The organism is Streptomyces sp. NPDC031111, assembly GCF_055570675.1.
Map to the genome: position 1 here is coordinate 496,704 of NZ_JBVIGS010000002.1, position 25,314 is coordinate 522,017.

Annotated in this window: 20 protein-coding genes; 9 read left to right on the top strand and 11 right to left on the bottom strand. The window is 72.7% G+C overall.

What is annotated here, in order from left to right; translation table 11 throughout:
• Window positions 1-9 precede the first annotated feature (9 nt).
• Window positions 10-2,718: an FG-GAP-like repeat-containing protein gene (locus tag ACZ470_RS06000; RefSeq protein WP_468424793.1), complete on the bottom strand. Its 2,709-nt coding sequence runs from the start codon at window positions 2,716-2,718 to the stop codon at window positions 10-12.
• A gap of 285 nt (window positions 2,719-3,003) precedes the next feature.
• On the opposite strand from ACZ470_RS06000, the gene ACZ470_RS06005 reads away from it, so the two are divergent.
• From ACZ470_RS06005 to ACZ470_RS06030, 6 genes are all read left to right on the top strand, one after another.
• Window positions 3,004-3,435, top strand: coding sequence for a hypothetical protein (locus ACZ470_RS06005; RefSeq protein ID WP_468424795.1), 432 nt, complete (start codon window positions 3,004-3,006; stop codon window positions 3,433-3,435).
• A 162-nt stretch (window positions 3,436-3,597) separates the two neighbouring features.
• A complete protein-coding gene (locus tag ACZ470_RS06010; RefSeq protein ID WP_468424797.1) occupies window positions 3,598-4,443 on the top strand; it encodes a DUF3152 domain-containing protein in 846 nt (281 codons plus the stop codon).
• A gap of 163 nt (window positions 4,444-4,606) precedes the next feature.
• The gene (locus ACZ470_RS06015) at window positions 4,607-5,224 is read left to right on the top strand and encodes an RNA polymerase sigma factor (RefSeq protein WP_468424799.1); all 618 of its coding nucleotides are present in this window, start codon (window positions 4,607-4,609) and stop codon (window positions 5,222-5,224) included.
• A 236-nt stretch (window positions 5,225-5,460) separates the two neighbouring features.
• Window positions 5,461-6,414 carry a hypothetical protein gene (locus tag ACZ470_RS06020; protein WP_468424801.1) on the top strand — a complete coding sequence of 318 codons (954 nt, stop codon included), beginning with the start codon at window positions 5,461-5,463 and terminating at the stop codon, window positions 6,412-6,414.
• A 399-nt stretch (window positions 6,415-6,813) separates the two neighbouring features.
• Window positions 6,814-7,488, top strand: a complete 675-nt coding sequence (locus tag ACZ470_RS06025) for an RNA polymerase sigma factor (protein WP_468425194.1) — start codon at window positions 6,814-6,816, stop codon at window positions 7,486-7,488.
• On the top strand, window positions 7,488-8,507 hold the full coding sequence (locus tag ACZ470_RS06030; protein ID WP_468424802.1) for a hypothetical protein: 1,020 nt from the start codon (window positions 7,488-7,490) through the stop codon (window positions 8,505-8,507). Before ACZ470_RS06025 ends, ACZ470_RS06030 begins: the two co-directional genes overlap by 1 nt.
• A gap of 300 nt (window positions 8,508-8,807) precedes the next feature.
• Here the strand turns inward: ACZ470_RS06030 and ACZ470_RS06035 are convergent, their stop codons facing one another.
• Complete coding sequence (locus ACZ470_RS06035; protein ID WP_468424804.1) at window positions 8,808-9,653, bottom strand: L,D-transpeptidase family protein; 846 nt, start codon at window positions 9,651-9,653, stop codon at window positions 8,808-8,810.
• Window positions 9,654-9,961: 308 nt separating this feature from the next.
• Here ACZ470_RS06035 and ACZ470_RS06040 point away from each other — a divergent pair, with 308 nt between their 5' ends.
• Together ACZ470_RS06040 and leuE are read left to right on the top strand one after the other, a co-directional pair.
• A complete protein-coding gene (locus tag ACZ470_RS06040; protein WP_468424805.1) occupies window positions 9,962-11,542 on the top strand; it encodes an acyl-CoA mutase large subunit family protein in 1,581 nt (526 codons plus the stop codon).
• A gap of 64 nt (window positions 11,543-11,606) precedes the next feature.
• Window positions 11,607-12,257 (top strand): leucine efflux protein LeuE, encoded by a 651-nt coding sequence (leuE, locus tag ACZ470_RS06045; protein ID WP_468424807.1) that lies wholly within the window; start codon window positions 11,607-11,609, stop codon window positions 12,255-12,257.
• 17 nt (window positions 12,258-12,274) lie between these two features.
• On the opposite strand, the gene ACZ470_RS06050 is transcribed toward leuE, so the two are convergent.
• Complete coding sequence (locus ACZ470_RS06050) at window positions 12,275-13,681, bottom strand: FAD-dependent oxidoreductase (protein ID WP_468424808.1); 1,407 nt, start codon at window positions 13,679-13,681, stop codon at window positions 12,275-12,277.
• A gap of 71 nt (window positions 13,682-13,752) precedes the next feature.
• Between ACZ470_RS06050 and ACZ470_RS06055 the strand changes: the two genes are divergently transcribed.
• On the top strand, window positions 13,753-14,403 hold the full coding sequence (locus ACZ470_RS06055) for a TetR/AcrR family transcriptional regulator (protein ID WP_468424810.1): 651 nt from the start codon (window positions 13,753-13,755) through the stop codon (window positions 14,401-14,403).
• A 10-nt stretch (window positions 14,404-14,413) separates the two neighbouring features.
• Here the strand turns inward: ACZ470_RS06055 and ACZ470_RS06060 are convergent, their stop codons facing one another.
• The 8 genes from ACZ470_RS06060 to ACZ470_RS06095 all read right to left on the bottom strand — a co-directional run bounded on the left by ACZ470_RS06060 (window position 14,414) and on the right by ACZ470_RS06095 (window position 25,128).
• On the bottom strand, window positions 14,414-15,340 hold the full coding sequence (locus ACZ470_RS06060; protein WP_468424812.1) for a class I SAM-dependent methyltransferase: 927 nt from the start codon (window positions 15,338-15,340) through the stop codon (window positions 14,414-14,416).
• A gap of 164 nt (window positions 15,341-15,504) precedes the next feature.
• The gene (locus ACZ470_RS06065; RefSeq protein ID WP_468424813.1) at window positions 15,505-16,593 is read right to left on the bottom strand and encodes an acyltransferase; all 1,089 of its coding nucleotides are present in this window, start codon (window positions 16,591-16,593) and stop codon (window positions 15,505-15,507) included.
• 183 nt (window positions 16,594-16,776) lie between these two features.
• Complete coding sequence (locus ACZ470_RS06070) at window positions 16,777-18,132, bottom strand: polysialyltransferase family glycosyltransferase (RefSeq protein ID WP_468424815.1); 1,356 nt, start codon at window positions 18,130-18,132, stop codon at window positions 16,777-16,779.
• 3 nt (window positions 18,133-18,135) lie between these two features.
• Window positions 18,136-19,101 (bottom strand): glycosyltransferase family 2 protein, encoded by a 966-nt coding sequence (locus ACZ470_RS06075; RefSeq protein ID WP_468424816.1) that lies wholly within the window; start codon window positions 19,099-19,101, stop codon window positions 18,136-18,138.
• 44 nt (window positions 19,102-19,145) lie between these two features.
• Entirely contained in the window at window positions 19,146-21,353 is a 2,208-nt protein-coding gene (locus ACZ470_RS06080) for a polysaccharide pyruvyl transferase family protein (protein WP_468424818.1), read from the bottom strand.
• Window positions 21,350-22,606 (bottom strand): hypothetical protein, encoded by a 1,257-nt coding sequence (locus tag ACZ470_RS06085; protein WP_468424820.1) that lies wholly within the window; start codon window positions 22,604-22,606, stop codon window positions 21,350-21,352. The genes ACZ470_RS06080 and ACZ470_RS06085 overlap by 4 nt, the downstream gene beginning before the upstream one ends.
• A gap of 204 nt (window positions 22,607-22,810) precedes the next feature.
• Window positions 22,811-24,142: a polysialyltransferase family glycosyltransferase gene (locus tag ACZ470_RS06090; protein WP_468424822.1), complete on the bottom strand. Its 1,332-nt coding sequence runs from the start codon at window positions 24,140-24,142 to the stop codon at window positions 22,811-22,813.
• Window positions 24,142-25,128, bottom strand: a complete 987-nt coding sequence (locus ACZ470_RS06095) for a glycosyltransferase family 2 protein (protein WP_468424824.1) — start codon at window positions 25,126-25,128, stop codon at window positions 24,142-24,144. The genes ACZ470_RS06090 and ACZ470_RS06095 overlap by 1 nt, the downstream gene beginning before the upstream one ends.
• Window positions 25,129-25,314 lie beyond the last annotated feature (186 nt).

The following is a 25,314-nucleotide window of genomic DNA, read 5'->3' on the forward strand; positions in this document are numbered from 1 at the left end:
GGCGCCGTGTTACGGCGTCAGCGTCTGGCCCAGCCGTACGTCCGCGGCCAGGCCGAGGGTGCCCTTGCCGAAGACGTACGAGTCGCCGTAGCCGAGGCCCGAGCTGTTGCTCGGCAGGTAGAGGACCACGCCGTCCGACGTGTCCTCGCCGTCGGCGCCGACCGTCAGGTCCGCGCGGCCGTAGCCGGACAGGTCGGTCAGGGACACCGCGGAACCCAACCGGTCACCGGACTCCGTCGATCCGGGGATGCCGGAGGTGTCCTGGGAGACGCCGATGGCGCCCGTGCCGGTCAGGCCGGAGGAGCTGCCGCGGAACAGGAGAGCCTGTCCGGCGTCCTTCTGGTTGGTGCCGCTGCGGGTGAGGTCCTCGCCGGGGGCGCCGACCAGGGCGTCCGCGTAGCCGTCGCGGTTGAAGTCGCCCGCCGAGACCGAGGTGCCCAGCGCGTCGCCGGACTCGTTGCCGCCGGGGACGCCGGAGGTGTCCTGGTGGATGGTCCGCATGCCGGTGGTGGTGAACCCGGAGGACGTGCCCAGCACCATGGTGATCCGCCCGCCCGGCGTCGAACCGCCGGCCTCGGCGGCCACCGGCTGGCCGATGACGATGTCGTCGTAGCCGTTGCCGTTGAAGTCGCCCGCGGCGATGGAGCGCCCGCCCTTGACGGAGATGACGCCGGCCTTGGTCAGACCGGACGCGGAGCCCGCGAAGCGGACGACCCGGCCGATACCACCGGTGTCGCGGTAGTTGAGGGCGACGTCCGCGTAGCCGTCCCGGTTGAAGTCGCCGGCCGCGGCGTCGAGGTACGCCACCGCGCCCGTGGCCGAGGTCAGCGTGCCGTACTTGGTGGCGCCGCCGGTGTGCCGGGCGTTCCAGTTGCCGCCACCGCCGGTGCCGGCCGCGAACACGTCCGCCTTGCCGTCGCCGTTGAAGTCGCCGACGGCGACCGTGCTGCCGAGCTTGGCGCCGGTCTGGGTGACACCCGTGGTCGTGTACGAGAAGCCGGTGTTGAGGGCCGGGCCGTACATCACCACGACGCCGCCGCGGTCGGTGTCGCCGTCGGTGTCGTTCTCGCCGGGCACGCCGATCGCGAGGTCCGCGTGGCCGTCGCCGTTGACGTCGCCCCAGGCGGTGGAGGTGCCGAAGCCGTCACCGGACTCGTTGGAGCCGGGGACGCCGGAGCTGCTCTGGGTGAGCGTCTTCCTCGCGGCGGTGACCGGGCCGTTCTCCCCGCCCGGGATCACCGTCAGGCTGCCGCCGCTGGAGGCCTTCGGGGTCCCGGCGACCAGGTCGGCGAGGCCGTCCCGGTTGTAGTCCGAGGTGGCCAGGGCGTGCGAGACGCCGGGGGCCGCGGCGAGCGCGGCGATCAGGGACAGCTTCGGGTACAGGTTCGCGCCGGGGCAGGCCGTGTAGTTGGTGTCCCGGTGGCCGAAGACCCGCGGCAGGGTGACCGAGTCACCCTTGTCGATCTTGTTGCCGCTGACGCCGGCCTCCGTGCCGGAGGTCAGCGTGACCTTGCCGGTCGGGTCGATGCCGTACATGCCGAACTTCCAGGCGACGACCCGCGCGATCGAGTCCAGCGCGGCCCGGCTCGGGTGCGCGCTCTCGAAGTTGCCGATGTACGAGATGCCGAGCGTGTCGGTGTTGAAGCCGACGTCGTGCGCGCCGACCACCGGCAGGTCCATGCCGCCGCTGCGGCCCTCGAAGATCTGTCCGCAGCGGTCGACGACGAAGTTGTAGCCGAGGTCGTAGTAGCCGCGCGCGAAGTGCTCCTGCTGGATGGAGCGCATCCGGGCGCGCGAGTCGGCGCAGGACACGCTGTTGTCGCTGTCGACGCCGGTGTGGTGGACGACGGCGGCCTTGATCTCGGTGCCGTAGCTCGGCGTGCCGTCGTAGTCCGTGGACGCGCCCCACTCGGCCTGCGTGATGATCGGCGGCTTCACGACCGTCGAGGGGCGGGGCTCGGGGACGGTGGGCGTCGGCTCGGGGGACGCCGTCGGGGACGCGGTGTCCGTGACGGTCTCCGACGGGGTGCCGGTCGGCTCCGTGGACGCCGTGTCGGTGGCCGTCGCGGTGACGGGCGGCTCCGAGGGCGTCTCCGTCGTCTGCGTCTCCGTCGCCCCGGGGGTCGCCGGCGCGGTGGTCTCCGCGGTGAACGCGGCCGGTTCCATGGACGCGACGGTCGGCGCGCCCTTCGGGTCCGTGCCCGGGTCGAGCAGCTTGACGTCCATACCGGCCGGCTGGCCGGCCGCCTGGCTGCCGTCGGCGTTCACGACGCGGACCTCGACGCCGTCGGAGTCGTCGGTCCACACCGAGGCCGTGCCGCCGCGGGTCGCCGCCCGCTCGCCCTCCGCGCCGTCGGCCTGGTTCGGCTCGTCCTCCAGCCGCTGCCAGCCGGACCACTTGCCGGTCTCCAGGTCCCGGGTGCGCACCTCGGGCGTGCCCTTGACCTCCGCCTCCGGGTTGTCCCAGGTCACCAGCACCGCGCTGAAGCGTTCCGTGGTCTGCCGGTCGAGACCCCGGCGGCCCGCGCCCCGGTTCTCCAGCTTCAGCGTGTGAACGCTCGGCTTGCGGGCCTTCGTCCCGGTGTCCGGCGCGGACGACGGACCGGCCACCGCGTACGTGACGACACCCGCGCCACTGAGCACCACGGCTCCTACGGTCAGCCAGGCCCGCCGTTTCAGGCTGAGCGGCTTGTACGCATGGGTCCTGCGAGGACTCAACTACCCCACCCCTAGAAAAGAACACGGACACCACCTGTCACACAGGTGGCACTCATCCAGCGCCGAGCCCTGGCCAAACGTCACACGTGGCGTCACCGGACCCGTACATCCGTCGAGAGGCCTTCACGGACGTACGAGACGCCGAAAAGTTGTATGTGCGCGGTGAGTTGACCGTGTGGGGATCACCACGTCCGTCACCCGTGATGATCACGGACCCACGGCCGCTTGGTCTGCTGGGGGAACCCGAGCGGGCTCCCCGCGGACCGAGTGGAGGGGCGGTGTCCCATGGGGGCGGCGGACGAGCGGGTGCCGGGCGCGGGAGAGATGCGGCCGTACGCGGCGGCCTTCGTCGCCCGGGTGACCGCCCACAGCCGGCTGCCGCTGGACTACTCCGTGGCCAGCCTGCGCCTGGTCGACGCCCTGGTCGACGGCCTGCGCAAGGGCGGTGCGGACCGCGAGGGGGCGCGGGAGACACTGTTCGCGCTCGGTGCCTACGTCGGTGAGGTGCTCGTACGCCGTGCGGGCGGGGCGTGGGTGGACTTCGACGAGGGGCAGCGCGCCTACTTCGGCCAGCCGGTCGGGGTCCGGATGCCCGACGGCCGGATCTGGAACCCGGTCGGCAAGGTGCACAACCGGTTCGAGGCGGGGGGCCCGCAGGAGTCGCTGCGGACCTTCTACCTGGTGCTGCACGGGCGGGCCCGGGGGGCCGCCGCCTGATGACCGAACAGACCGATATGGGGGATCTCCGTCGTGGGGAAGCGTGACGGACGCGGGAAGCGTGACGGACGTGGGGAGCGGAACCGGCGCGGGGGCCGGAACGGACGGGGGAGCGGACCGGGCGGCCGGTCCGGCGCCGGCGGACGGCGCTGGACGCGGACCGTGCCGGCCGGACTCGCCTTCGCGGCGGTGATGGTCGCCTCGGGAGCCGCGGTGGCCTACTACCAGGACCGGCACGGTCCCGCGGCGGGCGACGCCCCGGTGCACGCCGGGGACACGCTGGAGGGCAACGCGACGGACACCGGCGCGGAGCGGACGGCCGGCGCCTCGGACGGTCCCGAGCCCTCCTCCTCGCCGGCCCCGTCCTCGTCCTCGTCCTCCCCGGCCCCGAGCACGTCCGCCTCCGCCTCCGCCTCCCCGTCGCTCACGGAGACCGACATCCCGGCCACCGGCCCCGGCACCTTCACCACCGCGCGGGCCGACGGCAGCGTCGCCGGTACGGGCAGCCGGACGCGGCGCTACAAGGTGCTGGTCGAGGACGGCGTCGACGTGTCGGCGAGCGCGGCCGCGGCCGAGGTCTCCGCGGTCCTCGCCGACCGCAGGGGCTGGACCCGCGACGGGGTGAACTCCTTCCAGCTCGTCAGCTCGGGCTCGTACGACTTCGTCGTGAAGATCGCCACGCCGGGCACCACCGACCGCATCTGCGGTGCCGCGGGCCTGCTGACGCGCGGCGAGGTCAACTGCAGCGTGGGCACGGACGTGGTGGTCAACCTCAAGCGGTGGGTGCTGGGATCGCCCCAGTTCGACGGGCCGATCGGCGAGTACCGCGCGCTGATCGTCAACCACGAGGTCGGCCACCGCATCGGACACGGCCATGAGGGCTGCCCGGGGCCCGGACGCCCGGCCCCGGCGATGATGCAGCAGATCAAGGGACTGCAAGGCTGCGTCGCCAACGCCTGGCCCTACGACCGGGACGGCACCTACCTGGGCGGACCCGCCGTTCCCTGACGGCAACCGCGGCGGCCCCGGATGTGGCGCACGGGGCGGGTGACGAGCTGTGACACTTTCGTGGCGCCGGACGCTGATGACCTTGGGGGTGTGGGCACTGCCGGATGTGCTCACTCCAAGCGACAGCGGTGCACTACGCGCTCGGTACGGACGAGGACAGTTCTTGGGCCACGGAGGGGAACCCCGCCGCGCACAGGCGTACGACGGGGAACTGGGCGCGGCCGTCGCGCGGGCCCAGAAGGGCGACGAGGCCGCCTTCGCCGTGGCCTACCGGCTCGTGCAGCCCGGACTGCTCACCTATGTGCGCGGTCTCGTCGGGGACGACGCCGAGGACGTGATGTCGGACGCCTGGCTGGAGATAGCCCGCGACCTGGGCAGGTTCAAGGGCGACGGAGCCGGGTTCCGGGGCTGGACGGCGACCATCGCCCGGCACCGGGCGCTGGACCATCTGCGCCGGCAGCGGGTCCGGCCCCGGCCCTCCACCCTGGAACAGGACGTGCTGGACCTGCCCGGTCCACAGAGCACCTACGACCAGGCCATGGAGGCCATGTCCACCGAGTACGCCCTGGAGCTGGTCGGCGGGCTGCCGCGGGACCAGGCCGAGGCGGTGCTGCTGCGCGTGGTCGTCGGCCTCGACGGGCCCGCCGCGGCCCGCGTCCTCGGCAAGCGGCCGGGCGCGGTGCGGACGGCCGCGTACCGGGGTCTGAAGCGCCTGGCGAAGCAGCTGGGCGTCGATGGTGTGACGGATGAGGCGTCGCGGACGCTGGGTGAGTCGACATGAACATCGGCCGGGACGGCGGCCACGGCGGGCCGCGCGGCGGCTCCCGGCCCGGTCCGGGCGGACCCGGCGGCCCACGTCGGCCCCCGCGGGCCGACGGCTGAACAGGCCGGACATGCGGAACGTATCCGTCGGTCCGGGCGGCACCGGCTTCGCTGGTGGACCGCACGGGCGCGGCGGGCCGATCGGATCGTGCGGGCCGCGGGTATCAAGTGGAACGAGCAGGGACGGGAACGGACATGGGTGAACGGCAGGACGACGGCGGGCCGGCCGGCCGTCGGCGTGTGCACCCTGAGGGCGCGCCGCCCGGCCGGGCCGGTGCGGGGCCCGTCCCCGGCGGGCGCCGGGTCGTCGACGCCGCCGGCCTGGAGGCGCTGCTCGCCGCCGCGCTGATCCGCGACGGTGTGGACGCCGGCGCCGAGCAGCGGGCCGTCGCCGCGTTCCTGGCGGCCCGGGACTCGGGGGCGCATGGCGCGCGCACCCGGCGCCGGGACGACTGGCGGGCGCGTCGGCGGCTCGGCAGCCACTCGCTGAAGGCCACACTCACCGCGCTGGTGGCCGGCCTCACCCTCAGCGGGGTCGCGGTCGCCGGCATCGGCGCGACGGGCTCCTCCGACGGCCCGTCGGAGGACGTCGAGCGCACCCACGTCCCGTCGCCCGGCACCACCGCCCCGCCCGGGGCCGGCTCGGCCGGTTCCGACCCCGGCTCCGGCCGGCCGGAGCGTCCCGGCACCGCCGGCGACACCGAGGCGCGGTGCCGCGCGTACGAGCAGGTCCGGGACCGCGGCAAGGCGCTGGACTCGACGGCCTGGAAGCGGCTCACGGAGCTGGCGGGCGGCGCGGCGAAGGTCGACGCCTACTGCGCCGAGCGGCTGGCGGAGGCCGGCACCGGGACCGATGCCGGGACCGGTGCCGAGACCGGGACCGATGCCGAGGAGCGGCCCGGCAGCACCCGGCCGCCCGAGAGGAACGACAACGGTCCGGACGACCGGTCCGGAAACACCCCCACCGGCAACGCGAGCGACAACACCGCGCGCACCTCGGGCAACGACACGGGCGGCGTTCCGGACACCACGGGCAACGACGCGGCCGGTACTCCGGGCACTACGGGCAGCAGTGCGGACAACGGCTCGGCGAACGCCTCGGACAACAGCACGGGACAGCAAGAGAACCCGGGCGCGAACAACCGGTGACGCACGTCTGAGGCCCGTGTGACCAGGGGAAACAATGAACTCCGCGCGTTGAGGCGGGCTCGCGCCGCTGCCGCCGAGGCAACGGCCGAGGCCGCCACCCCCCACAGGAGAGGCCCCGGCCGTCGCGCGGCACGGGCCGCGCGGCGACCCGTACTTCCTACAGCGTCGTGAGTGCGGTTTCTGTCACACCCTCGATGTCACGGATCAGTTGCATCTTGGACGGGCGTGGACGGGAGAGGATTCAGGCCGTAACGTGCCTTTCGCGCCAGGCCGCCAAGGACAAACGACCACAAGAACCACTGGCGGCCTCGAGACCGCAACCACCGATTGAGCAACCACGACGGCGAGAACCCGGCCCGCGAGAGCGGCGCCGGCTTGGGCGCAGAAGGGCGCACGCGGGTGCTGGGGGACGACGCGGAGCTGACCGCCGCGGTGCGTGCGGCACAGGACGGGGACGAGACCGCGTTCCGGACTGTGTACCGCGCCGTGCACCCGCGGCTGCTGGGATACGTACGCACACTGGTGGGCGAGCCCGACGCCGAGGACGTGACGTCCGAGGCCTGGCTCCAGATAGCCCGTGACCTGGAGCGCTTCACCGGCGACGCGGACCGGTTCCGCGGCTGGGCCGCCCGCATCGCCCGCAACCGCGCGCTGGACCACATACGGATGCGCGGGCGCCGCCCGGCGATCGGCGGCGACGAGACGGAGCTGACCGGGCGGGCCGCCGAGTCCGACACCGCCGGGGAGGCCATCGAGGCGCTGGCCACCGACAGCGCGTTCTCCCTCATCTCCCGGCTGCCGCAGGACCAGGCCGAGGCCGTCGTGCTGCGCGTGGTCGTGGGCCTCGACGCCAAGTCCGCCGCCGAGACGCTGGGCAAGCGCCCGGGTGCCGTACGGACGGCCGCGCACCGTGGCCTGAAACGCCTGGCCGAGCTGCTCGGCGGCGATCCGGAGGCGCATCCGGAATCCGTCGGTGGGCTCGACGCCGTACCTCCCCAGAGAGAACCACGCCGTCGTACGGTGACGTCCGCGAGTGTGACGCAGATGCGAGCGCGGACGCAGAAGGACATGTGATGGCCGACGAGCAGTACAGGTGGCTGGACCGCGGGACTGCGGAGCGTTTACTGCGCGGAGAGCCCCCCGAAGCTGCCGATCCCGCCGCTCGTGACCAGGCCCGACGGCTCGCCGGAGCACTCCGCGCGCTGTCTGCGCCGCCCCCTTCGCCCGACGAGGAGCTCCCCGGTGAGGCGGCCGCCCTGGCCGCCTTCCGCAAGCTGCGTGAGGAACGGGAGGGTCGGGCGGAGCCTGCCCCGGGCACCGGCCAGTTGGCCGGAACCCGACCGTCCGACATCGGTCCGGTCCAGATCGGCGCCCCGCGCGGTGAACGTTCCGGAACGTCGGACGGACCCCGGCGGACGGGCCCCCTGCGATTCGGACTGGCCGCCGCGCTGGTCGCCGCCATGGTCGGTGGCGCCGCGGTCCTGGCCGGAACCGGCGTCCTGTCGACGCCGTCCGACGGCTCCGATCCGGCCGCCTCCGTCACGGCCACCGGCACACATCCCGAACGCCCCCTGCTGTCACAGCCGCCGAAGGGCGGCGCCCCGGGCGGGGTCACGCCCGAGGGAGGGGCGGATTCCGGCGGGGAGCCGGGCGGCGACGGATCGGGTGCGCCGGGGAAGCCCGGCTCGGACACCGGTGACCGCGCGGCCCGCGCCGCACGTGGCGGGAAGCAGACCGCCGCGGCCTGTAGGGCGTGGCGCGACGGCAAGGAACTGAACGACGAGCGCGAGCGGCTCCTCGAGGAGGCGGCGGGCGGCTCGTCCCGTGTGGGCGCATACTGCGAGGGCGTGCTGTCGTCGTCCGGTACGTCCGGTACGTCTGATACGTCCGGTGGACCCGACACGCGCGCCACCCCCGACACCTCTGCTTCGTCCGAAGCGGACGGCGCCGACGAGGGAGCCCGCGAGGGCAACGGCCAGGGAAAGCCCGACGGCAAGAGCAAACGTCAGGGGCAGGGGCAGCCGCAGGGCACGGCTCCGGGCGAGGCCGCAAACAAGGGCAACAACGGCGACGGCGGCAAGAAGAACCAGTGAACGGCCGCTGACCTGCGTTTTTGTTGAGCGCTGAAGTTTCCTCCCCGACGGGTGTGACACTTTCGGCCCTCGTGGCGCAGTAATGAGTGAGCCGACTGGTCATCGGCTGTCGCACGGAGCCGGGGTTCCCCCCGTACCCACGGCTCGTGCAATGGCGGGGGGGGGGGGGGGGGCCCCCCCCCCCCCCCCCCCCCCCCCCCCCCCCCCCCCAACACACCCCCACCACCCCCCCCCCCCCCCCCCCCCCCCCCCACCCCCCCAACCCCCCCCCCCCCCCCCCCCCCCCCCCCGCGCCCCGTCTCACCAGTGCACGACGACCTTGTCGCCGTTCCGCACCTGCCCGTACAGCCGGGCGATCGCTTCCTCGTCCCGTACGTTGACGCAGCCGTGCGAGGCACCGGCGTAGCCCCGCGCGGCGAAGTCGGCGGAGAAGTGCACCGCCTGGCCGCCGCTGAAGAACATGGCGTACGGCATGGGCGAGTCGTAGAGCGTGGACACATGGTGCCGGGACTTCCAGTAGACCTGGAACACACCCTCGCGGGTCGGCGTGTATTCGGAACCGAAGCGGACCGGCATCGTCGACACCGTCCGCCCGTCGATCATCCAGCGCAGCGTGCGGCTCGACTTGCTGATGCACAGCACCCGGCCGGTCCGGCAGCGCGCGTCCGGCGCGTCGGCCGGCTGGCCGCCCATCAGATACAGCTCCCATCTGCCCGGCTCGCGCGTCATGTCGAGCAGCCGCCGCCAGGTCGCGGAGTCGGTCACCCCGGTCCTCGGCAGCCCGCGCTTGCCCTGGAAGCCCCGGACCGCCTCTTCCGTCGCCGCGTCGTACGTCCCCGTCGGCCCGTGGAAGATCCAGGCGATCTGGCGCAGCCGGGCCTGAAGTTCGCGTACGTCGCGCCCGGAGTCACCGGGCGACCACAGCACGCGCGGGGCAGGGGCGGACGGAAGGGAGGGCTTCCCGTCGCCGTCCGGAGTCCGTGACGGCGGCACGGACGGCGAAGCGGACGGCGTCCGTCCCGGCACCTCGATCCGCACCGGCGACCGGCGCTCCCCGTCCGCACCGGCGGGCTGCACCGTGCACCCCGCCGCGCCGCCCGCCAGGGCGACCAGCGCCCCGAGAGCCGCGATCCCCTTGCTCCCCATGCCCGTACTACGCACACCGGCCCCCCGTCGTCTCATCGGCCCGCGCCCGGGCGTCACCTGAGATGTTCCCCGGACGTGACCGCCGCCGAACAAAGGGGCATGGTGGTGAGTGACCGGAAGACGACCGCCGAGGTGGTGCTGTGAGCGGGGTCCCACCGAGGCTGTGAGGAAGGTCCCAGCGTGCGCCCCTCCACCGGGCCGCACGCGCACCGCTACAGTCCGTCGAAGGGTCGGCCTGTACTGACGAGTAAGTGACGGGTACCGGGCGAGCAAGTCGAGCAACGCTGCTCAGCGGGAGGCAACACACCATGGCGCGCGAGTCGGAGTCCGGACTGCCCATCGAACCGGTCTACGGACCGGATGCCCTCGAGGGCTGGGACCCGGCCGGGAAGCTGGGCGAGCCGGGAGCGTACCCCTTCACCCGGGGCGTGTACCCGACGATGTACACCGGCCGGCCCTGGACGATGCGCCAGTACGCCGGTTTCGGCACGGCGACGGAGTCCAACGCCCGCTACCGCGATCTGATCGCCCACGGCACGATGGGCCTGTCGGTCGCCTTCGACCTGCCCACCCAGATGGGCCACGACTCCGACGCCCCGATCGCGCACGGCGAGGTCGGCAAGGTGGGCGTCGCCATCGACTCGGTGGACGACATGCGGGTGCTGTTCGGCGGGATCCCGCTGGACAAGGTCTCGACGTCGATGACGATCAACGCCCCCGCCGCGCTGCTGCTCCTCCTCTACCAACTGGTCGCCGAGGAGCAGGGAGTTCCGGCGGACAAGCTCACCGGCACGATCCAGAACGACGTGCTGAAGGAGTACATCGCGCGGGGCACGTACATCTTCCCGCCCAAGCCGTCCCTGCGGCTGATCGCCGACATCTTCAAGTACTGCAAGGCCGAGATCCCGAAGTGGAACACGATCTCGATCTCCGGCTACCACATGGCCGAGGCGGGCGCGTCCCCCGCGCAGGAGATCGCGTTCACCCTCGCGGACGGCATCGAGTACGTCCGCACGGCGGTAGCGGCCGGCATGGACGTCGACGACTTCGCGCCCCGGCTGTCCTTCTTCTTCGTGGCCCGTACGACGATCCTGGAGGAGGTCGCCAAGTTCCGCGCGGCCCGCAGGATCTGGGCCCGGGTGATGAAGGAGGAGTTCGGCGCGAAGAACCCCAAGTCGCTGATGCTGCGCTTCCACACGCAGACGGCCGGGGTGCAGCTGACGGCCCAGCAGCCCGAGGTGAACCTGGTCCGCGTCGCCGTCCAGGGGCTCGGCGCGGTCCTCGGCGGCACCCAGTCGCTGCACACCAACTCCTTCGACGAGGCGATCGCCCTCCCGACGGACAAGAGCGCGCGGCTCGCCCTCCGTACGCAGCAGGTCCTCGCCTACGAGACGGACGTGACGGCGACCGTCGACCCGTTCGCCGGCTCCTACGTCATCGAGAGGATGACGGACGACGTGGAGGCGGCGGCGCTGGAGCTGATGGCGAAGGTCGAGGACCTCGGCGGCGCGGTCAACGCCATCGAGCACGGCTTCCAGAAGAACGAGATCGAGCGCAGCGCCTACCGCATCGCCCAGGAGACCGATTCCGGCGAGCGCGTCGTGGTCGGCGTCAACCGCTTCCAGCTCGACGAGGAGGAGCCGTACGAACCCCTCCGCGTCGACCCGGCCATCGAGGCCCAGCAGGCCGAACGCCTGGCGAAACTCCGCGCGGAGCGCGACCAGCAGGCGGTGGACTCGGCCCTGGCGTCCCTGAAGAAGGCGGCGGAGGGCGAGGACAACGTCCTGTACCCGATGAAGGAGGCCCTGAAGGCCAGGGCGACGGTGGGCGAGGTCTGCAACGCGCTGCGGGAGGTCTGGGGGACCTACGTCCCGAGCGACGCGTTCTGAGTCACCGTCTCGCAGGTTGAGCCTCTCTGGCGGGAGTGTCGTACCCCCGTGCGACACTCCCTCCATGTTCGGCGTCATCGACCTTCCCACCTATCTGGCAGGCCTCGTCCTCATCGTCCTGCTGCCCGGGCCCAACTCCCTTTACGTCCTCTCCGTCGCCGCCCGCCGGGGTGTGCGGGACGGGTACACGGCGGCCGCCGGTGTGTGGTGCGGGGACACCGTGCTGATGACGCTCTCGGCCGCCGGGGTCGCCTCCCTGCTCCAGGCCAACGCCGTGCTGTTCGGCATCGTGAAGTACGCGGGCGCCGGATATCTGTCGTGGCTGGCGATCGGGATGCTGCGGGCCGCGTGGGGGATGTGGCGGACGCGGCGGGACAAGGACGTGACCGAGGCCCCCGCCGCCGTCGCGCCCGGTGAGCGTCCGTTCCGCCGGGCCCTCGTCGTCAGTCTCCTCAACCCCAAGGCGATCCTGTTCTTCATCGCCTTCTTCGTGCAGTTCGTCGACCCGGGCTACGCCTACCCGGCGCTCTCCTTCGTCGTCCTGGGCACCCTCGCCCAGATCGCCAGCGTCCTCTACCTCAGCGCGCTGATATTCGGCGGCACCCGGCTCGCCGCCGCCTTCCGGCGCCGCAGGCGCCTGTCCGCGGGGGCCACCTCGGCGGCCGGCGCCCTGTTCCTGGGCTTCGCGGCGAAGCTTTCGCTCACGAGCGCGTAGGCGGACACCCCTGGGGGTCAGCGACCGCCGAACCGGGACAGGTACTCCGGGAGCCCGGCCGGCGTGTCCCCGGCCCAGCCGACGTAGCCGTCCGGGCGGACGAGGAACAGCCCCGTCCCGTAGGCCGCGTGCGCCGGCCCGCGCACCGACCGTACGCCGGCGGGCGGTTCGGGGGCGGTGTCCGTGCCCAGGGCGAGCAGGGTCCAGTGCGGGCCCCGGAACGCGTCGAAGAGCCGTACGCCCGCCACCGTGGCGTCCGGGGCCCGGTCGCCCGCGCGCACCGGCCCGGGTGCCGTACGGGTCTCCGCGGTGAGCGGGGACCCGGGGTAGCCCAGGCCCAGTTGCCGGGTGGCCCCGCCGCGCCTGGTCTCACCCCGGTGGACGCTGGTGGACAGACCGAGCATCTGCGCCGCGATCGGCCGCCGCTCCTCCTCGTACGTGTCCAGCAGCGACGCGTCCGCCCCGTCGCGCAGCACCGCGCCCAGCTTCCAGCCCAGGTTGTAGGCGTCCTGGACGCTGGTGTTGAGGCCCTGGCCGCCGGCGGGGGAGTGCACGTGTGCCGCGTCGCCCGCGAGGAGGACCCGGCCGGCCCGGAACCTGTCGGCGAGGGCGGCCCGCGGGCGGAAGTCCGAGGCCCAGCACACCTCCGTGACGTCCTGGGCGGAGAGGTGGGACCGGTCGGCCACGACCCGTCGCACGCCGTCGAGGGAGAGGTCGACCGCACTCCCCTCCGGGAAGCGCGCGACCAGCTGGAAGTCCTCCGTCCCGGCGAGCGGGCAGATCGCGAGGAGGTCCGAGTCGCCCTCGCGCGGCGGGAAGATGTGCCAGTTCTCCCGGTCGAGGCCGGTGATCCGCACGTCCGCCACCAGGGTCGGACCGGGGTCCAGCTCCTCCCCGGTCATGTCGATGTCGACCGCCCGGCGCACGGCGGAGCGGCCCCCGTCCGCGGCGACGAGATACCGGGCGCGCACCGGGCCGCCGGAGGCGAAGTGCGCGGTCACCCCCTCCGCGTCCTGGGTCACGCCGGTGACCTCGCGGCCGAAGGCGACCTTGCCGCCGAGCTCCTCCAGCCGCTCCAGCAGGATCCGCTGGGTGCGCCACTGCGGCACCATCCAGGGCCTGTTGTACGGCGAGTCCTCGCTCGCCTCTGCCGGGTCGAACATGTGGTGCTCGCCGAGCCGCTCGCCGTCGCGCCAGAGCATCCCGACCGGGTAGCCGCCGCCCGCCGCGTGGATCGCGTCCAGCACGCCCAGGTCGTCGAAGACCTCCATGGTGCGCGGCTGGATCCCCTTGCCGCGCGAGCCGGGGAACAGCTCGTCCGCCCGTTCCACCACCAGGGCGGGGACCCCGCGCCGGGCCAGGTCGATGCCGAGGGCGAGGCCGGTCGGGCCGGCGCCCACGACCAGTACATGGGTGTCGCTCATGAGCCATCTCCTTAACGTTGTTAAGTGACGATGCTCGAAAGCGTCCCCCTAACGGTGTTAAGTTGTCAACCGTGAGCACGGAACGACGCGCCCCGCTGGATCGCCGACGAGTCGCCGACACGGCGCTCGGGCTGCTGAACGAGGTGGGCCTGGACGGCCTGACCCTGCGCGTCATCGCCAGGGAACTGGACGTCAAGGCGCCCGCTCTCTACTGGCACTTCAAGGACAAGCAGGCGCTGCTCGACGAGATGGCGACGGAGATGTACCGCCGGATGGTCGCCCGGGGGTCACTTGCCCCCGACGACACCTGGCAGGAGCGGCTGCTCAAGGCCAACCGGGGCCTGCGCACGACGCTGCTCGCCTACCGCGACGGCGCGAAGGTGTTCAGCGGCTCACGCTTCACCGGCATCGAGCACGCCGAGCAGATGGAGGACACCCTGCGCCTGCTGACGGCCGCCGGTTTCACCCTCCCCCGGGCGGCCCGCGCGCTCAATACGACGTATCTCTACACCCTCGGCTTCGTCACCGAGGAACAGGGCGTCCAGCCGCTGCCCGGCGAACGCCGGGAGGGCTACGACGTGGAGGAACGCGCCCGCGCGATGGCCGCCTACCCCCTGTCGGCCCAGGCCGGAAGGGAACTGTTCGAGAACTACGACCAGCACTTCGAGGAGGGCCTCGACCTGCTGATCGCGGGAATCGAGGCCCGGCACGGGACGGGCTGAGCCCGGGAGTTCAGGAGGCGCGCAGGAAGGCCGAGAGGGACGCCTTGCCGAGGTAGGTGAAGCGGGTGTCGCCGGTGAGGTGCTTGTCCAGGGCTTCCTTGATGCCCGGCCACTTGGGGTCGCCGAAGTCGTCCAGGACGACGATCCCGCCGGGCGCGGCGATCTCCTCCGCCCATTCCAGGTCCTTCGCGACGCCCTCGGCCGAGTGGTCGCCGTCGACGACGATCACGCCGTAGCGGCGGTCCGAGACGGCCGCGCGGGTCTCGGGGTCCTCGGAGAAGCCCCGCTGGATCCGGGCGGCCACGCCCGCCGGACCGGCCAGGGCGAGGTTCGTACGGACCGCGTGCTCGTCGACGGGCGTGCCGGAGGGGTCGGAGCGTCGCGGGGTGCCGGGCTGGAGCTGCACCCCGGCGAACGGGTCGACGATCGTCACGCTCGGACTGCGGCCGTCGCGCTCCAGCATCCTGATCAGCCCGGCGGAGAACATGCCGTAGAGGGTGCCGATCTCCAGGATCTCGTCGTTCGGCGGGTCCAGCAGCGGGATCGTGCCGAGCTTGCCGCAGATGTTCATGGTGCCGCCGGCGATCCGGCCGGTCCCCAGGGACTCCAGCGCGACCAGCAGCCGGTACGCCCCGGCGATGTTGCGGACGGCGGCGTCCCGGTCCCCGGCGAGCTCCGCCACCTCGGACCGCAGCCGGTCCAGCGGGCCGGGGCTCACGATCCGGGACAGCCCGCGGCCGGACGAGCCGAGCAGCAGGTCGAGGGTGAGCTGCTGGCGCTTCACCACCTCGGCCGCGTCCCGGAGCGCCTCTCTGCCCGCCGCGTCTGCGGCGGCCGCCGCGCGCAGGCGGCGGTCGATGCGCTGGTCGATGAGGTCGGCGACCGGACGCAGCAGACGCCGGGACGCGGAACTGGTCAGCAGGGCACGGCTGTTCATGAACCGGAGGCCTCAATCCGTTGGGAGCAGGGCGAGAGTGGTGCGGTTCGTGGTGGAGAACAGGCTAGGTGCGCGGCCGCCGCAGGGAGGGGTACGGAGTTGAGCGGCACGCAAACAAACGGCGAACTCCGTATGGCGCCCACGGGGTGCGGGCGCCGAACGGGTCAGCCGAGCAGCCGCCGCAGGTTCAGCTTCCCCCACAGCAGGCTGGTGCCGAACGACAGCACCATGACCGCGACCACGAGACCGGCCAGCAGCAGGCCCGCCACGGGCCCGCTCAGATCCGGCGACACCAGCGGGGTGACGATCTCCTCGACGAACAGCACATGCACCATGTAGGCGCCGAGCGCGGCGTTGGCCAGCGTCTTCAGCAGCGGCCGCCGCTTCTCGGGGACGCGGATCCTGCTGATCAGGAGCAGGACGCAGATGCTCATGGCGGCGACGAACAGATGCGCGTTGGGCATCACGTAGTGGATCTGGGTGTTGTACCAGAGGGCGCCCGCCATGGTGAGCGGCAGCACCACGTACAGCGGCCACCGCTTGCGTACGACCCCGGCCGGGAGGGCGAACAGCAGCGCGCCGCCGACCGCGTACACGAGGGAGTAGGTGCCGAATCCCCAGGCCACCGGCGCCATCTCGCGGTCCGTCAGCTCGGCGACCGTGGTCAGCACGCTCGGCAGGACCGCGATGCCGAGCAGCGCCGCGCCCAGCCCCCAGGGCCGCTTGCCCGCCTTGATCAGCATCGCGAAGGCGAGCAGCATGATGATCGGGATGTAGTTGTACATGAACCACAGGTGGTACGCGGGCTGCACGGAGCCGAAGAGGGAGTGCTCCGCCAGCTCGGTCATCGGCCGGTCGTTGCGGTCCCGCAGCCATGCCCAGACCAGGTACACCGCCGTCCAGGCGAAGAGGGGCACGGTGTTGCGGACGACCCGCTGCCACATGCGGGCGCCGTCGCGCGGGGGCGCGCCGACGAGGACGGCCCAGCCGGCTATGGCGAAGTACATGGGGACGGCGAACGGGTTGATCGCCTCGGCCACATGGCCCGCCCAGTACGAACCGGCGCCGTTGTCCGGGTCGTTGCCGGTGGCGCGGATGAACTGGGCGCCGACGTGGCCCAGCATGATGGTGGCGGAGCAGATCAGCCGCATCAGATCGATGTCGAAGCGGTGTTCGCGCGCGGGGGCGGCGGTCTGTTCCTGGGCGGGGCTGCCCTGTTGCTGCGGCAGGCGTACGGCGATGTGGTTCGGCACCGCGCAACTGTCCGCCGGTGTGGTGTACGGGAGTTGACGGGCGGGTGGCACATGTGTGGCCGACGCGTCTCGGTTGGTGCGCGTGGGGCGGCTGGGTGGGGGGGTGTTACGCAGCCCGGCGATGGCGGGGTGCCGGTGCGCCCACCCGTGCCGCCCTGCGGCACGACTGCCCGCAACTGCGAGCTACTTCCTGCGGGTTCCCCGGCGTACCGCTCGGCCCACGACCCGCTTCGCTCGGCCCGCCTGGATCCTCGCCCTGGTGCGCGGGGTGCTGCCGGGCAGTCCCAGTTCGGCCAGGCGGAGTTCGGGGAAGTAGTAGGCGGGCGTGTCCGAGAGGTGGGCGCGCAGCCAGTCCGCCGTGGGCTCCCGCAGCGCCGGGTACGTCTTCGGCTGCATGCAGAAGCCGATCGCCCGCACCAGGGGCGACAGCGTCTCCGGGGCCGGCCCGACCACGGCCGGGGTCTGCTCGCGCTCCAGATCGGGCACCAGGTGGTCGACCACGGCCAGCGGGACGCGGTTGCTGTTCGGGTAGGGGCGCAGGCGCCCCATCACCAGCCCGGTCCCGACCCGGGCGACGGGCACGTCGTAGTAGGCGGAGGCGGTCACCATCGCCGTGGAGAAGCAGCCGACGACGAGTTCGGGACGGCAGCGGTCGTACAGCGTCTCGGCCAGCAGCGGGGCGTCCAGCACGGTGAGCCGCACCCCCGCGTCCGCCGCCGCCTTGCTCAGCGCCGCCGAGTAGCCGGCGGGCGCGGTCGGATGCGGCTTGAAGACGATCGACCGGTGCCCGGCCCGTACCGCCCCGGTGAGCATACGGACGTGCAGGTCCTCCTCCTCCCGGTCGCTCAGGATGTTGATCGCCGCCAGGTACTGGCCGAGGAGCACGGCCGTCGGCGCCTCCTCGACGACGGGCGCCAGCCGGGGGTCGTCCGCCGCCTCCAGGGAGATCTCGTCGAGCACGCGCCGGAACGCGTCGTCCGGCACGATCTCGGGCCGCACGCCGTACTCGGACAGCAGCAGCGGTCGCAGACCGGGGATCAGGTCGAGGTGGAGCAGCCGCCGGATGCGGCGCGCGATGGTCAGCGGCAGCTTCTCCCGCGTCGGGCCGTAGCTCATCAGGCCGTCGGCGTACACGTCGACGGCGGCCTCGGAGAAGATCGCCGCCAGCGCGCGGGCCGGGTTGGCCTGGATCGACTCGACGGCGAGCTCGATCATGTCCGTCTCGTCGATGTCCCACAGCAGCCGGAACGCCCGCTGCCACAGCGCCGTGTCGTTTCCGCGCGGACCCCAGTTGCTCGGGTGGTACGGGCTGATCGCCTCGTTCCAGCCGACCACCGAGTCGAACCGGCCGGCCAGCGGCTCGTAGCCGTGCATCTCGTCCAGCCGCAGCGCCGTCTCCGGTACGGCGGCGTTGTTGGAGACCAGCAGGACGCGCCGGGCGGCGCCGCGCGGTCCGTACAGGCCGGCGTCCAGCGCCGCGGCGAGGGTGGCCGCTCCGTAGAGGGTCGAGACCTGGAAGATCTGGGTCGTGTGGGGCATGGATCAGGCAGCCTTCCGCCCGTCACGCAGGCGGCTGAGCAACCTGCTCCGAGAGCTGTCGATGGTCTTGAGGGTCTCCTCCAGCGCCTCCTCGGGCATCCGCTGGAGCGCGGCCCGGGTCTCGCGCCGGAGCCGCTGGGCCGCCGAGGGCTCGTACTCGTTCACCTTGCCGATGTGGAACGCGATCATGGCGCAGTAGGTGCGTACGGCCTTGAGGAGGAAGCGGTCGGCCTCCCGGTCCTGCTGCACGTCCCGCAGCAGCGCGTCGTACGCCGGGATGAAGTCCAGCTGACGGGAGTCCTTGATCTGGGTGAGCGAGGTGGCCACACCCCGCCGGTAGAACACCCCGTGCAGACCCAGGGACGCGTACGTACGGGCCTTCAGGTGCAGCCGCCAGATCCACAACCGGTCCTCCGCCGTGCGGAGTTCCGTCGCGAAGCGCATGCCGCCGTCGTCGAAGAGGTGCCGGCGGTAGATCCCGGCCCAGACGAAGGGGTAGTCGACCATGGTCTCGGTGTCGGCGGGCGTGATCCCGTCCCGTGGGTCCATCACGGCGTTGCGCACCTGGGCCGGGGGCCGCTTGATCACCCGATCGGTGCCGGTGGCCTGGACGTGGTCGGTGCGCGCGAAGTCGCAGCCGAGCTCCTCCATGGCCCGCACCATCCCCGCGAGGTGACGCGGCCCGTACCAGTCGTCGCCGTCGAGAAACGTGACGAAGTCGCCCTCGGCCGCGTCGATGCCGCTGTTGCGGGCCTGCGCGATGCCCATGTTCGTCTCGTGCCGGATCACCCGCGCGCCCGGGAGTTTCTCCGCCCACCGGTCGATCACCCAGGGCGTGGCGTCCGTGGAGCAGTCGTCGACGAGCAGGAACTCGAAGTCCGGGTGCGCGTTGCCGGCGAGACTGCGCAGAGTGCTCTCGGCGAACGCCTCCACATTGTGCATCGGGACGACAACGGACAGTTTGGGCACGTGGTTCTCTCTTTCGGGGCTCGAAGCGACGGTGGTGCGTGGGCTCATGTCCGGCCGAAGGTCTCCCCGAGTTCGTCGAGGTTCGACCGAGTGGTCTCCCACAGGAGCTTCTGCGCGCCGTGCACGTCCGCCACGGCTGCCGCGTGGTCGTCGAGGACGGCCGCCGCCCGCTCCCTGAGCCGGGAGCCGAGCCCCCGGTCGTGCACGGACAGCCCCCACTCCCCGCGGCCGATGTCGGACAGGAAGTAGGCGAGCTTCGGATGGGAGACGAGGCTGAGGATCGGTGTGCCGCAGCCGAACGGGATCATCCCCGCGTGCCCGCGCATCCCGATCACCAGCCGCGACCGGCCGTACAGCTCACGGATCGCGTCGTTCGTCATGTCGTACAGCTGCTCCACGGGCAGCGCGATGCCGTGCTCCCGGCGCAGGTCGTGCACGAACTTCTCGTCGGCGGGCATATGGGCCGCGTACCGTACGGCGGCCCGCTCCCGCAGGCCCTTCAGCGCGATGGCCATCTGGGCGAGGAAATGGCCGTAGTCGTGGCCGAAGCGCAGCCCGGCGCGGTCATAGGCGCAGTTGACCAGGACGGTGTCGGCGCGCTCCACCGGGTCCTGCCATCCCGGCACGAGGTAGCGCGCCACGGTGGTCGGACAGGGCTGGTAGCGCACCCGGTCGCGCAGCTCCTCGGGGAGCAGCTCGCGGACCCGGTCGATCGAGCCGTGGTTGCGCAGCCCGAAGAACGCCGACCGTTCGACGAGGACCCGCAGGCTCTCGGCGAACCGGCCACGGCGGTAGAGCTGCCCGTCGAACACGTTGTAGCCGACCGCGAACACCGCCAGCGGCGCCGTCAGCCGGGACAGCAGACCGTCCGGGACGTTCCACTGCCAGTGGCTGTTGCCGTTGGGGGAGGTGTCCGGCAGGAACAGCCCGCCGCCGCCCACGACCACCCCGCGCCGCGCGTTCAGCTCCTCCAGCGCGGCCTCGTCGACCAGCCGGTGCACCGGCTGCTGGTGCCAGCGGCGCGGGCCGGTGTCGGCGTCGAAGCACATGCGCACGGCCTCGGGCAGGACCTTGTCGCCCGCGTTCTCCTGACCCTCGGCGAACAGCGCCACATGCGCCAGCTGCTCCCCGGCGGGCGCGGGCTCCGGACCCTCCTCCGGCTCCTCCGCGCGGGTACGGACGTACCAGCTGTGACAGCCGGAGTCGGTGGGGTCGGCCTCCAGACCCGCGCGGGCGTAGGCGTGCGCGTCCGCGTCCCGCCCGCACAGCCACGCCAGCCGCGCGAGCTGGGCGAAGGCACGCGGGGCGACATCGGGGGAGGCCGCCGCCAGCAGCAGCCGGGCCTCGGCCTCGTCGTAGCGCGACACCGCCATCAGGCAGACGCCGAGCGTCTCCTGGCAGCGCGGCGCGTCCAGCCGGTCGCCGACCACCGGGGCGAGGACGTCGACGGCCTCGTCGTAACGGCCCTGCCGCCGGTACACGTCGGCGACCGTACGGGCGAGGTCGAGCGAGGGACGCGCCTGGAGCAGGGGCGGCGCGAGGTGCGCCAGGAGGTCGGGGTGCTTCTCACCCGGGAGGGCGCAGTACGCGGCCCGGAACTCCTCGTCGCCCATCTCGAAGCGGCTGCGCGCCTCGACGGCCGGACCGTATCCGGGCTCGTCGAACGGGCCGGTGAAGTGCAGGACCGCGACGTGCGGGGGCACCGGCGTGTCGTCGTGGAGCCGCCGGGTGAGGAAGTCGTAGCGTGCGTCGACCGGCGTCAGGACACCCTCGGGCAACGCGTCCGTCCCGGCCGCCGCGTCGTCCGCGTCGGCGCGCTGGACGACCAGCAGACCGTCCGGCAGGACCGTACGCCGCTCACGCCCGTCCGCGTCGCACAGCACCTGCGGCACGGCGCCCACCCCGTGCCGCATCCGCAGCAGCTCGCCGATGTCCCCCAGCACCACCATGGACGGGGCGAACGCGACGACGGTGTCGTAGCCCTCGAGCCGGAAGACGTCACTCCGGCCGTCCGACCGGCGCGTGACCACGCGCGGGTGCAGCCGGCGCAGCGCGTCGAACGAGGAGTCCGGCAGCCCCGGGTGCAGCACCACGAAGTCCTCGCACACACCCGGGTTGGTGAGCGCCAGGCTGCGCAGCAGCGTGGGCAGGGCGGGCAGGCCGTCGGTGTCGGTGTGGACGGCGAAGGCGATCCGGCGTCTGCCGGTCACGGTGCTCCGGTCGTCCGCGGAGGAGGCGGAGGTGTGGGTCATCGCAGGGCGATCCTCATCTTGCTGTCGTCGACGTGCGTCGCGCGGTCCATGACCCACTCGGCCTCCGCCGGCCGCAGCCGGCCGGGCTTGTCGAAGCCGATGAGGTCCAGGCGGGGGCTGACGTCCAGGAAGTCCAGCAGCCGCAGGACGGTGAACGCGGTGCTGGTCCCCGTGTCCCAGCCGCCCTCGCCCAGCAGCGCCGGGTCGCTCAGCGGCCGGCGCAGGGACGCGTCACCGATGTGCTCCTGCGCCCCGGCGACGAGCCGCTGCCGGGTGGCGCGCCGCCACCCGGCGGCCGGGTCGCCGAACACCAGCCGGATGCCGGCCCGCTGCGTCCATGCGGGGCCGTCCCACGGGGCGTCGCCCCGCAGCGTGACGGCGTGCAGGCCGGTGCGCTCACCGGTGCCCTCCGCCCGGAGGCGGAAGGAGTCGCAGCGCACCACCAGGTCGTAACCGTCGATCTCGGCGCCCAGCCCGCTCCCGGCGACCTCGGAGGCGTTCGACACCAGGCACACGGTCCGCCCCGCCACCAGGCCGCGCAGCCCGCCGACCCCGACCGGGGTGCTCCCGCCGAGCAGCGGGTCGGGCATCCCGGACCGCTCGACGAGCCGCCGGTAGGTGCCGTACAGGTCCAGCAGACGCCGTACGGACGGGTCGCCCATGCCGTGCTCGGCGACCCGTTCCCGTACGTGGGCGGCGAACTCCGGCGCCGCGACGGTGGTGGGCCGGCCGGTCAGGTCGCGCAGCGCGGCGCCGGATCCGGGGAACAGCGCGGCGGCCTCCTCCAGGCACGCCCGTCGGCGCCGCAGCGTGTCGATCCTGCGGGTGATCTCCGCGGCCGGCTCGCCGTCCCCTGTCAGCGTGAGGTGGCGCTCGTAGCACTCCAGTGCCTCGTCACCGCGTCCCAGCCCGTCCAGTGCCCGCCCGCGCAGCCGCCACGCGCCCTTGGACCGCTGCCGGATCTCGGTCGACGTCTCGGCGATGCCCAGGGCCAGGGCGAGTCCGCGGTCCCCGCCGGTCTCCAGGGCGCGCTCGCCGACCTGGAGCAGGGCGTCGAAGGAATCGGGCGACGGGGTGTCGAGGGAGGTGGTGAGGACGCCTATCGCCTGGGTGAGGCGGATGTCCCGGACGGTGGGGCGGCCGTCCCGCGCCGCGAGGTACTCACCGCACAGGCGCAGGCCACGGGCGTACAGGTCCCGCCTGGCGGCCTCCTTCTGCCGGGTCGTGAACAGTCCCGCCAGGGGGTTCGTCATGCTTCCACCGTCCTCCGATCGGAGGCCCGAGAGTGCCGTAGTACGGCGGTTCGCCAGTTGCCTTTGGGTGGACGTGCGGTGAACAGTCGGCCTCCAGCGTTCGGCTTCGGTGTCGTACGGTTTCTTCGCCCCCGCCGCCCCTTCCCGTCCCGAACCTGGGGCTCCGCCCCAGACCCCGCTCCTCAAACGCCGGAGGGGCTGAAATCAGCGCCGGACCGCCTTCTTCAGGGCCCGCGCTCGGCGTACCACCCGCCGCGCCGTGGCGTTGCGGGGGAGGAACGCCAGGCGTTTCGGGATGCCCCCGGGGAGGCCCAGGGACGTGAGGCGTTTGCGGCGGAACCAGTGGCGGGTACGTGGGCCGAAGTGGCGGGCGAGGTAACGCTCGGCGGCCGGGCGCAGCGGTGGGTGGATCTGCGGCTGCATGGTGAAGCCGAGCGCGGCGACCAGGTCGTTCAGCTCGTCGGCGGGAAGGGCGTCCGGGGCGCCGTCGGCCTCCAGGTCCGGCAGCAGCGCGTCGGCCAGGACCGCCGGGACCCGGTCGCCGTTCTGGTAGGGCGTCAGCCGCTCCAGCAGCCGCTCGGTGCCGGTGCGGGCGACCGGCAGGCCGTAGAGCGCGGACGCGGTGAACAGCGCCGTGGAGTAGCAGCCCACGACCAGCGCGGGCCGGGACCTCTCGTACAGCACCTCCGCGAGGACGGGGGTGTCGAGCACGGTGAGGTCCACCCCGAGCCTCTCCGCCTCGGTCTCCAGCGCGCGGCTGTGACGGACCGGCGCGGCGGGGTGCGGCTTGAAGACGACCGTGCGGTGGCCGCGTTCGACCGCCCCCCGCAGCATCCGCAGGTGCAGGTCCTGCTCCTCCTTGAAGGAGAGGACGCCGAGCGCCGACAGGCACTGGCCCAGCAGCAGCGCCGAGTCGTCCGGCAGCTCGGGCAACTCCGGTGCGGCCTCCGACAGTTCACCGACCGCCTTCAGGAAGGCCTCCGTCGGCACCACACGCGCCGGCACGTCGAACTCGGTCAGCAGCAAAGGGGTCAGGCCCGGCACCAGGTCCAGATGGAGCAGCTGCCGTACCCGCGTGCCCACCAGCGGGTCGAGCTTCTTGCGGGTGGGACCGTAACTCCTCATCCCGTCGGCGTGGACGTGGATCGGGGCCCCGGTGAACACCTGGGCCACCGCGAGGGCGGGAGGCACCGCGAGGGACTCCAGGACCAGCTCCACACGGTCGTCGCCGAGCCCCCACAGCCGCCGCAGATGGCGCTCCAGGAGCGGGACGTCCTCGGACCTCGGCGTCCACGCGGCCGGATGGAACGGGCGAATGGCCTCGTTCCAGGAGAGCACGTCGTCGAAGTGGTCGCGCAGCGGCGCGAAGCCCGGCATCTCGTCCGGCGCCGGCCCGGCCTCCGGGACCGCGGAGGCGTCGCAGACCAGCAGCACCCGCCGCTCCGCCTCCGCGAAGCAGTCGGACTCGATCGCGGCCGCCAGCGTGGCCACGCCGTACAGCGACGAGACGCAGAAGATCTGGGTGGTACGGGACATCACGCGGCCCCCTTCCCCGCGCCGGCCCGGCGCCGCAGCCGCCGCAGCCGGGCGGATCGATCCATGTCCATGGCGCCCAGAGCCTCCTCGAGCAGGTCCTGCGGCAGCCGCCCGAGTGCCGCCGCGCTCATCGACCGCAGCCGCCCGGCCACGGCCGGTTCGAACTTGTCCTCCTCGGCCAGGTGATGGGCGATGATCGCGCAGTACTGCCGCACCGCCTTGGGCAGCAGCCGGTCGGCGTCCCGGTCCGCCGCCGTCTCCTCGACGATCTGGTCGAAGGCGCGGATGAAGTCGAGCTGGCGGACGTCGCCGATCCGAGTGAGGGAGGAGGCGACCCCACGCCGGTAGAACACCCCCAGCAGGTTGACCACGGCGAACGACTCCGCCTCCCGGTGCAGCCGCCACGTCCACGGCCGGTCCTCGGCCGTGCGCAGCCCCTCGGTGAAGTGCAGCAACCCCCGCTCCAGCAGCCGCCGGTGATAGATGCCGGCCCAGACGGACACGTAGTCCACCGAGGTCGTCCGGTCCGCGGGAAGGATCGCGTCCCGCGGGTTCAGCACCTCGTCGCGCAGGCCGACCGGCACCCGGTGCACGGACCGGGCGCGCCCGGTCACCCGCACCTGGTCGGTGCGGACGAAGTCGCAGCCCAACCGCTCGATGGACGCGACCAGTTCGGGCAGATGGCCGGGAGCGAGCCAGTCGTCGCCGTCCAGGAACGCCAGGTACTCGCCGCGCGCCGCGTCCAGCCCGGTGTTGCGCGCGGTGGCGATCCCCTCATTCTTGTCGTGACGGATGTAGCGCACCCGCGCCACGTCCGAGAGGTCCTCGGCCGCACGCTCGAGAAGCGCCGGCGTCTCGTCTTCGGAATGGTCGTCGACCAGAACGAACTCGAAATCCGGCCGGGCGTTCGCGCGAAGACTTCTGAGGGTGTCCGGGGCGTATTGCCGGACGTTGCAGAACGGGACGATCACGGAAAGCTTTGGCACCCGCAGAACATTAGGAGACCAGCCCGGCCGGACAACTTTCCGATGACCGTACACGGGGTGAACTCCGTGTGTCGGTACGGTGTATCACGCCTACGTACCGGCCTTCCGCGAGCTGGTTCGGCTTGCGGTGGGGTGTTGTTAACTTTTCGTTGATTCACGGTTGGGCCATACCTAGAATTCGCTTCC

What these genes read in the sequence shown, in the direction of transcription:
- ACZ470_RS06005 (WP_468424795.1), top strand. Translation starts at nt 3,004, where the DNA reads ATGGGGGCGGCGGACGAGCGGGTGCCGGGCGCGGGAGAGATGCGGCCG.
- ACZ470_RS06020 (WP_468424801.1), top strand. Translation starts at nt 5,461, where the DNA reads ATGGGTGAACGGCAGGACGACGGCGGGCCGGCCGGCCGTCGGCGTGTG.
- ACZ470_RS06030 (WP_468424802.1), top strand. Translation starts at nt 7,488, where the DNA reads ATGGCCGACGAGCAGTACAGGTGGCTGGACCGCGGGACTGCGGAGCGT.
- ACZ470_RS06035 (WP_468424804.1), bottom strand. Translation starts at nt 9,653, where the DNA reads ATGGGGAGCAAGGGGATCGCGGCTCTCGGGGCGCTGGTCGCCCTGGCG.
- ACZ470_RS06040 (WP_468424805.1), top strand. Translation starts at nt 9,962, where the DNA reads ATGGCGCGCGAGTCGGAGTCCGGACTGCCCATCGAACCGGTCTACGGA.
- leuE (WP_468424807.1), top strand. Translation starts at nt 11,607, where the DNA reads ATGTTCGGCGTCATCGACCTTCCCACCTATCTGGCAGGCCTCGTCCTC.
- ACZ470_RS06050 (WP_468424808.1), bottom strand. Translation starts at nt 13,681, where the DNA reads ATGAGCGACACCCATGTACTGGTCGTGGGCGCCGGCCCGACCGGCCTC.
- ACZ470_RS06060 (WP_468424812.1), bottom strand. Translation starts at nt 15,340, where the DNA reads ATGAACAGCCGTGCCCTGCTGACCAGTTCCGCGTCCCGGCGTCTGCTG.
- ACZ470_RS06070 (WP_468424815.1), bottom strand. Translation starts at nt 18,132, where the DNA reads ATGCCCCACACGACCCAGATCTTCCAGGTCTCGACCCTCTACGGAGCG.
- ACZ470_RS06080 (WP_468424818.1), bottom strand. Translation starts at nt 21,353, where the DNA reads ATGACCCACACCTCCGCCTCCTCCGCGGACGACCGGAGCACCGTGACC.
- ACZ470_RS06085 (WP_468424820.1), bottom strand. Translation starts at nt 22,606, where the DNA reads ATGACGAACCCCCTGGCGGGACTGTTCACGACCCGGCAGAAGGAGGCC.
- ACZ470_RS06090 (WP_468424822.1), bottom strand. Translation starts at nt 24,142, where the DNA reads ATGTCCCGTACCACCCAGATCTTCTGCGTCTCGTCGCTGTACGGCGTG.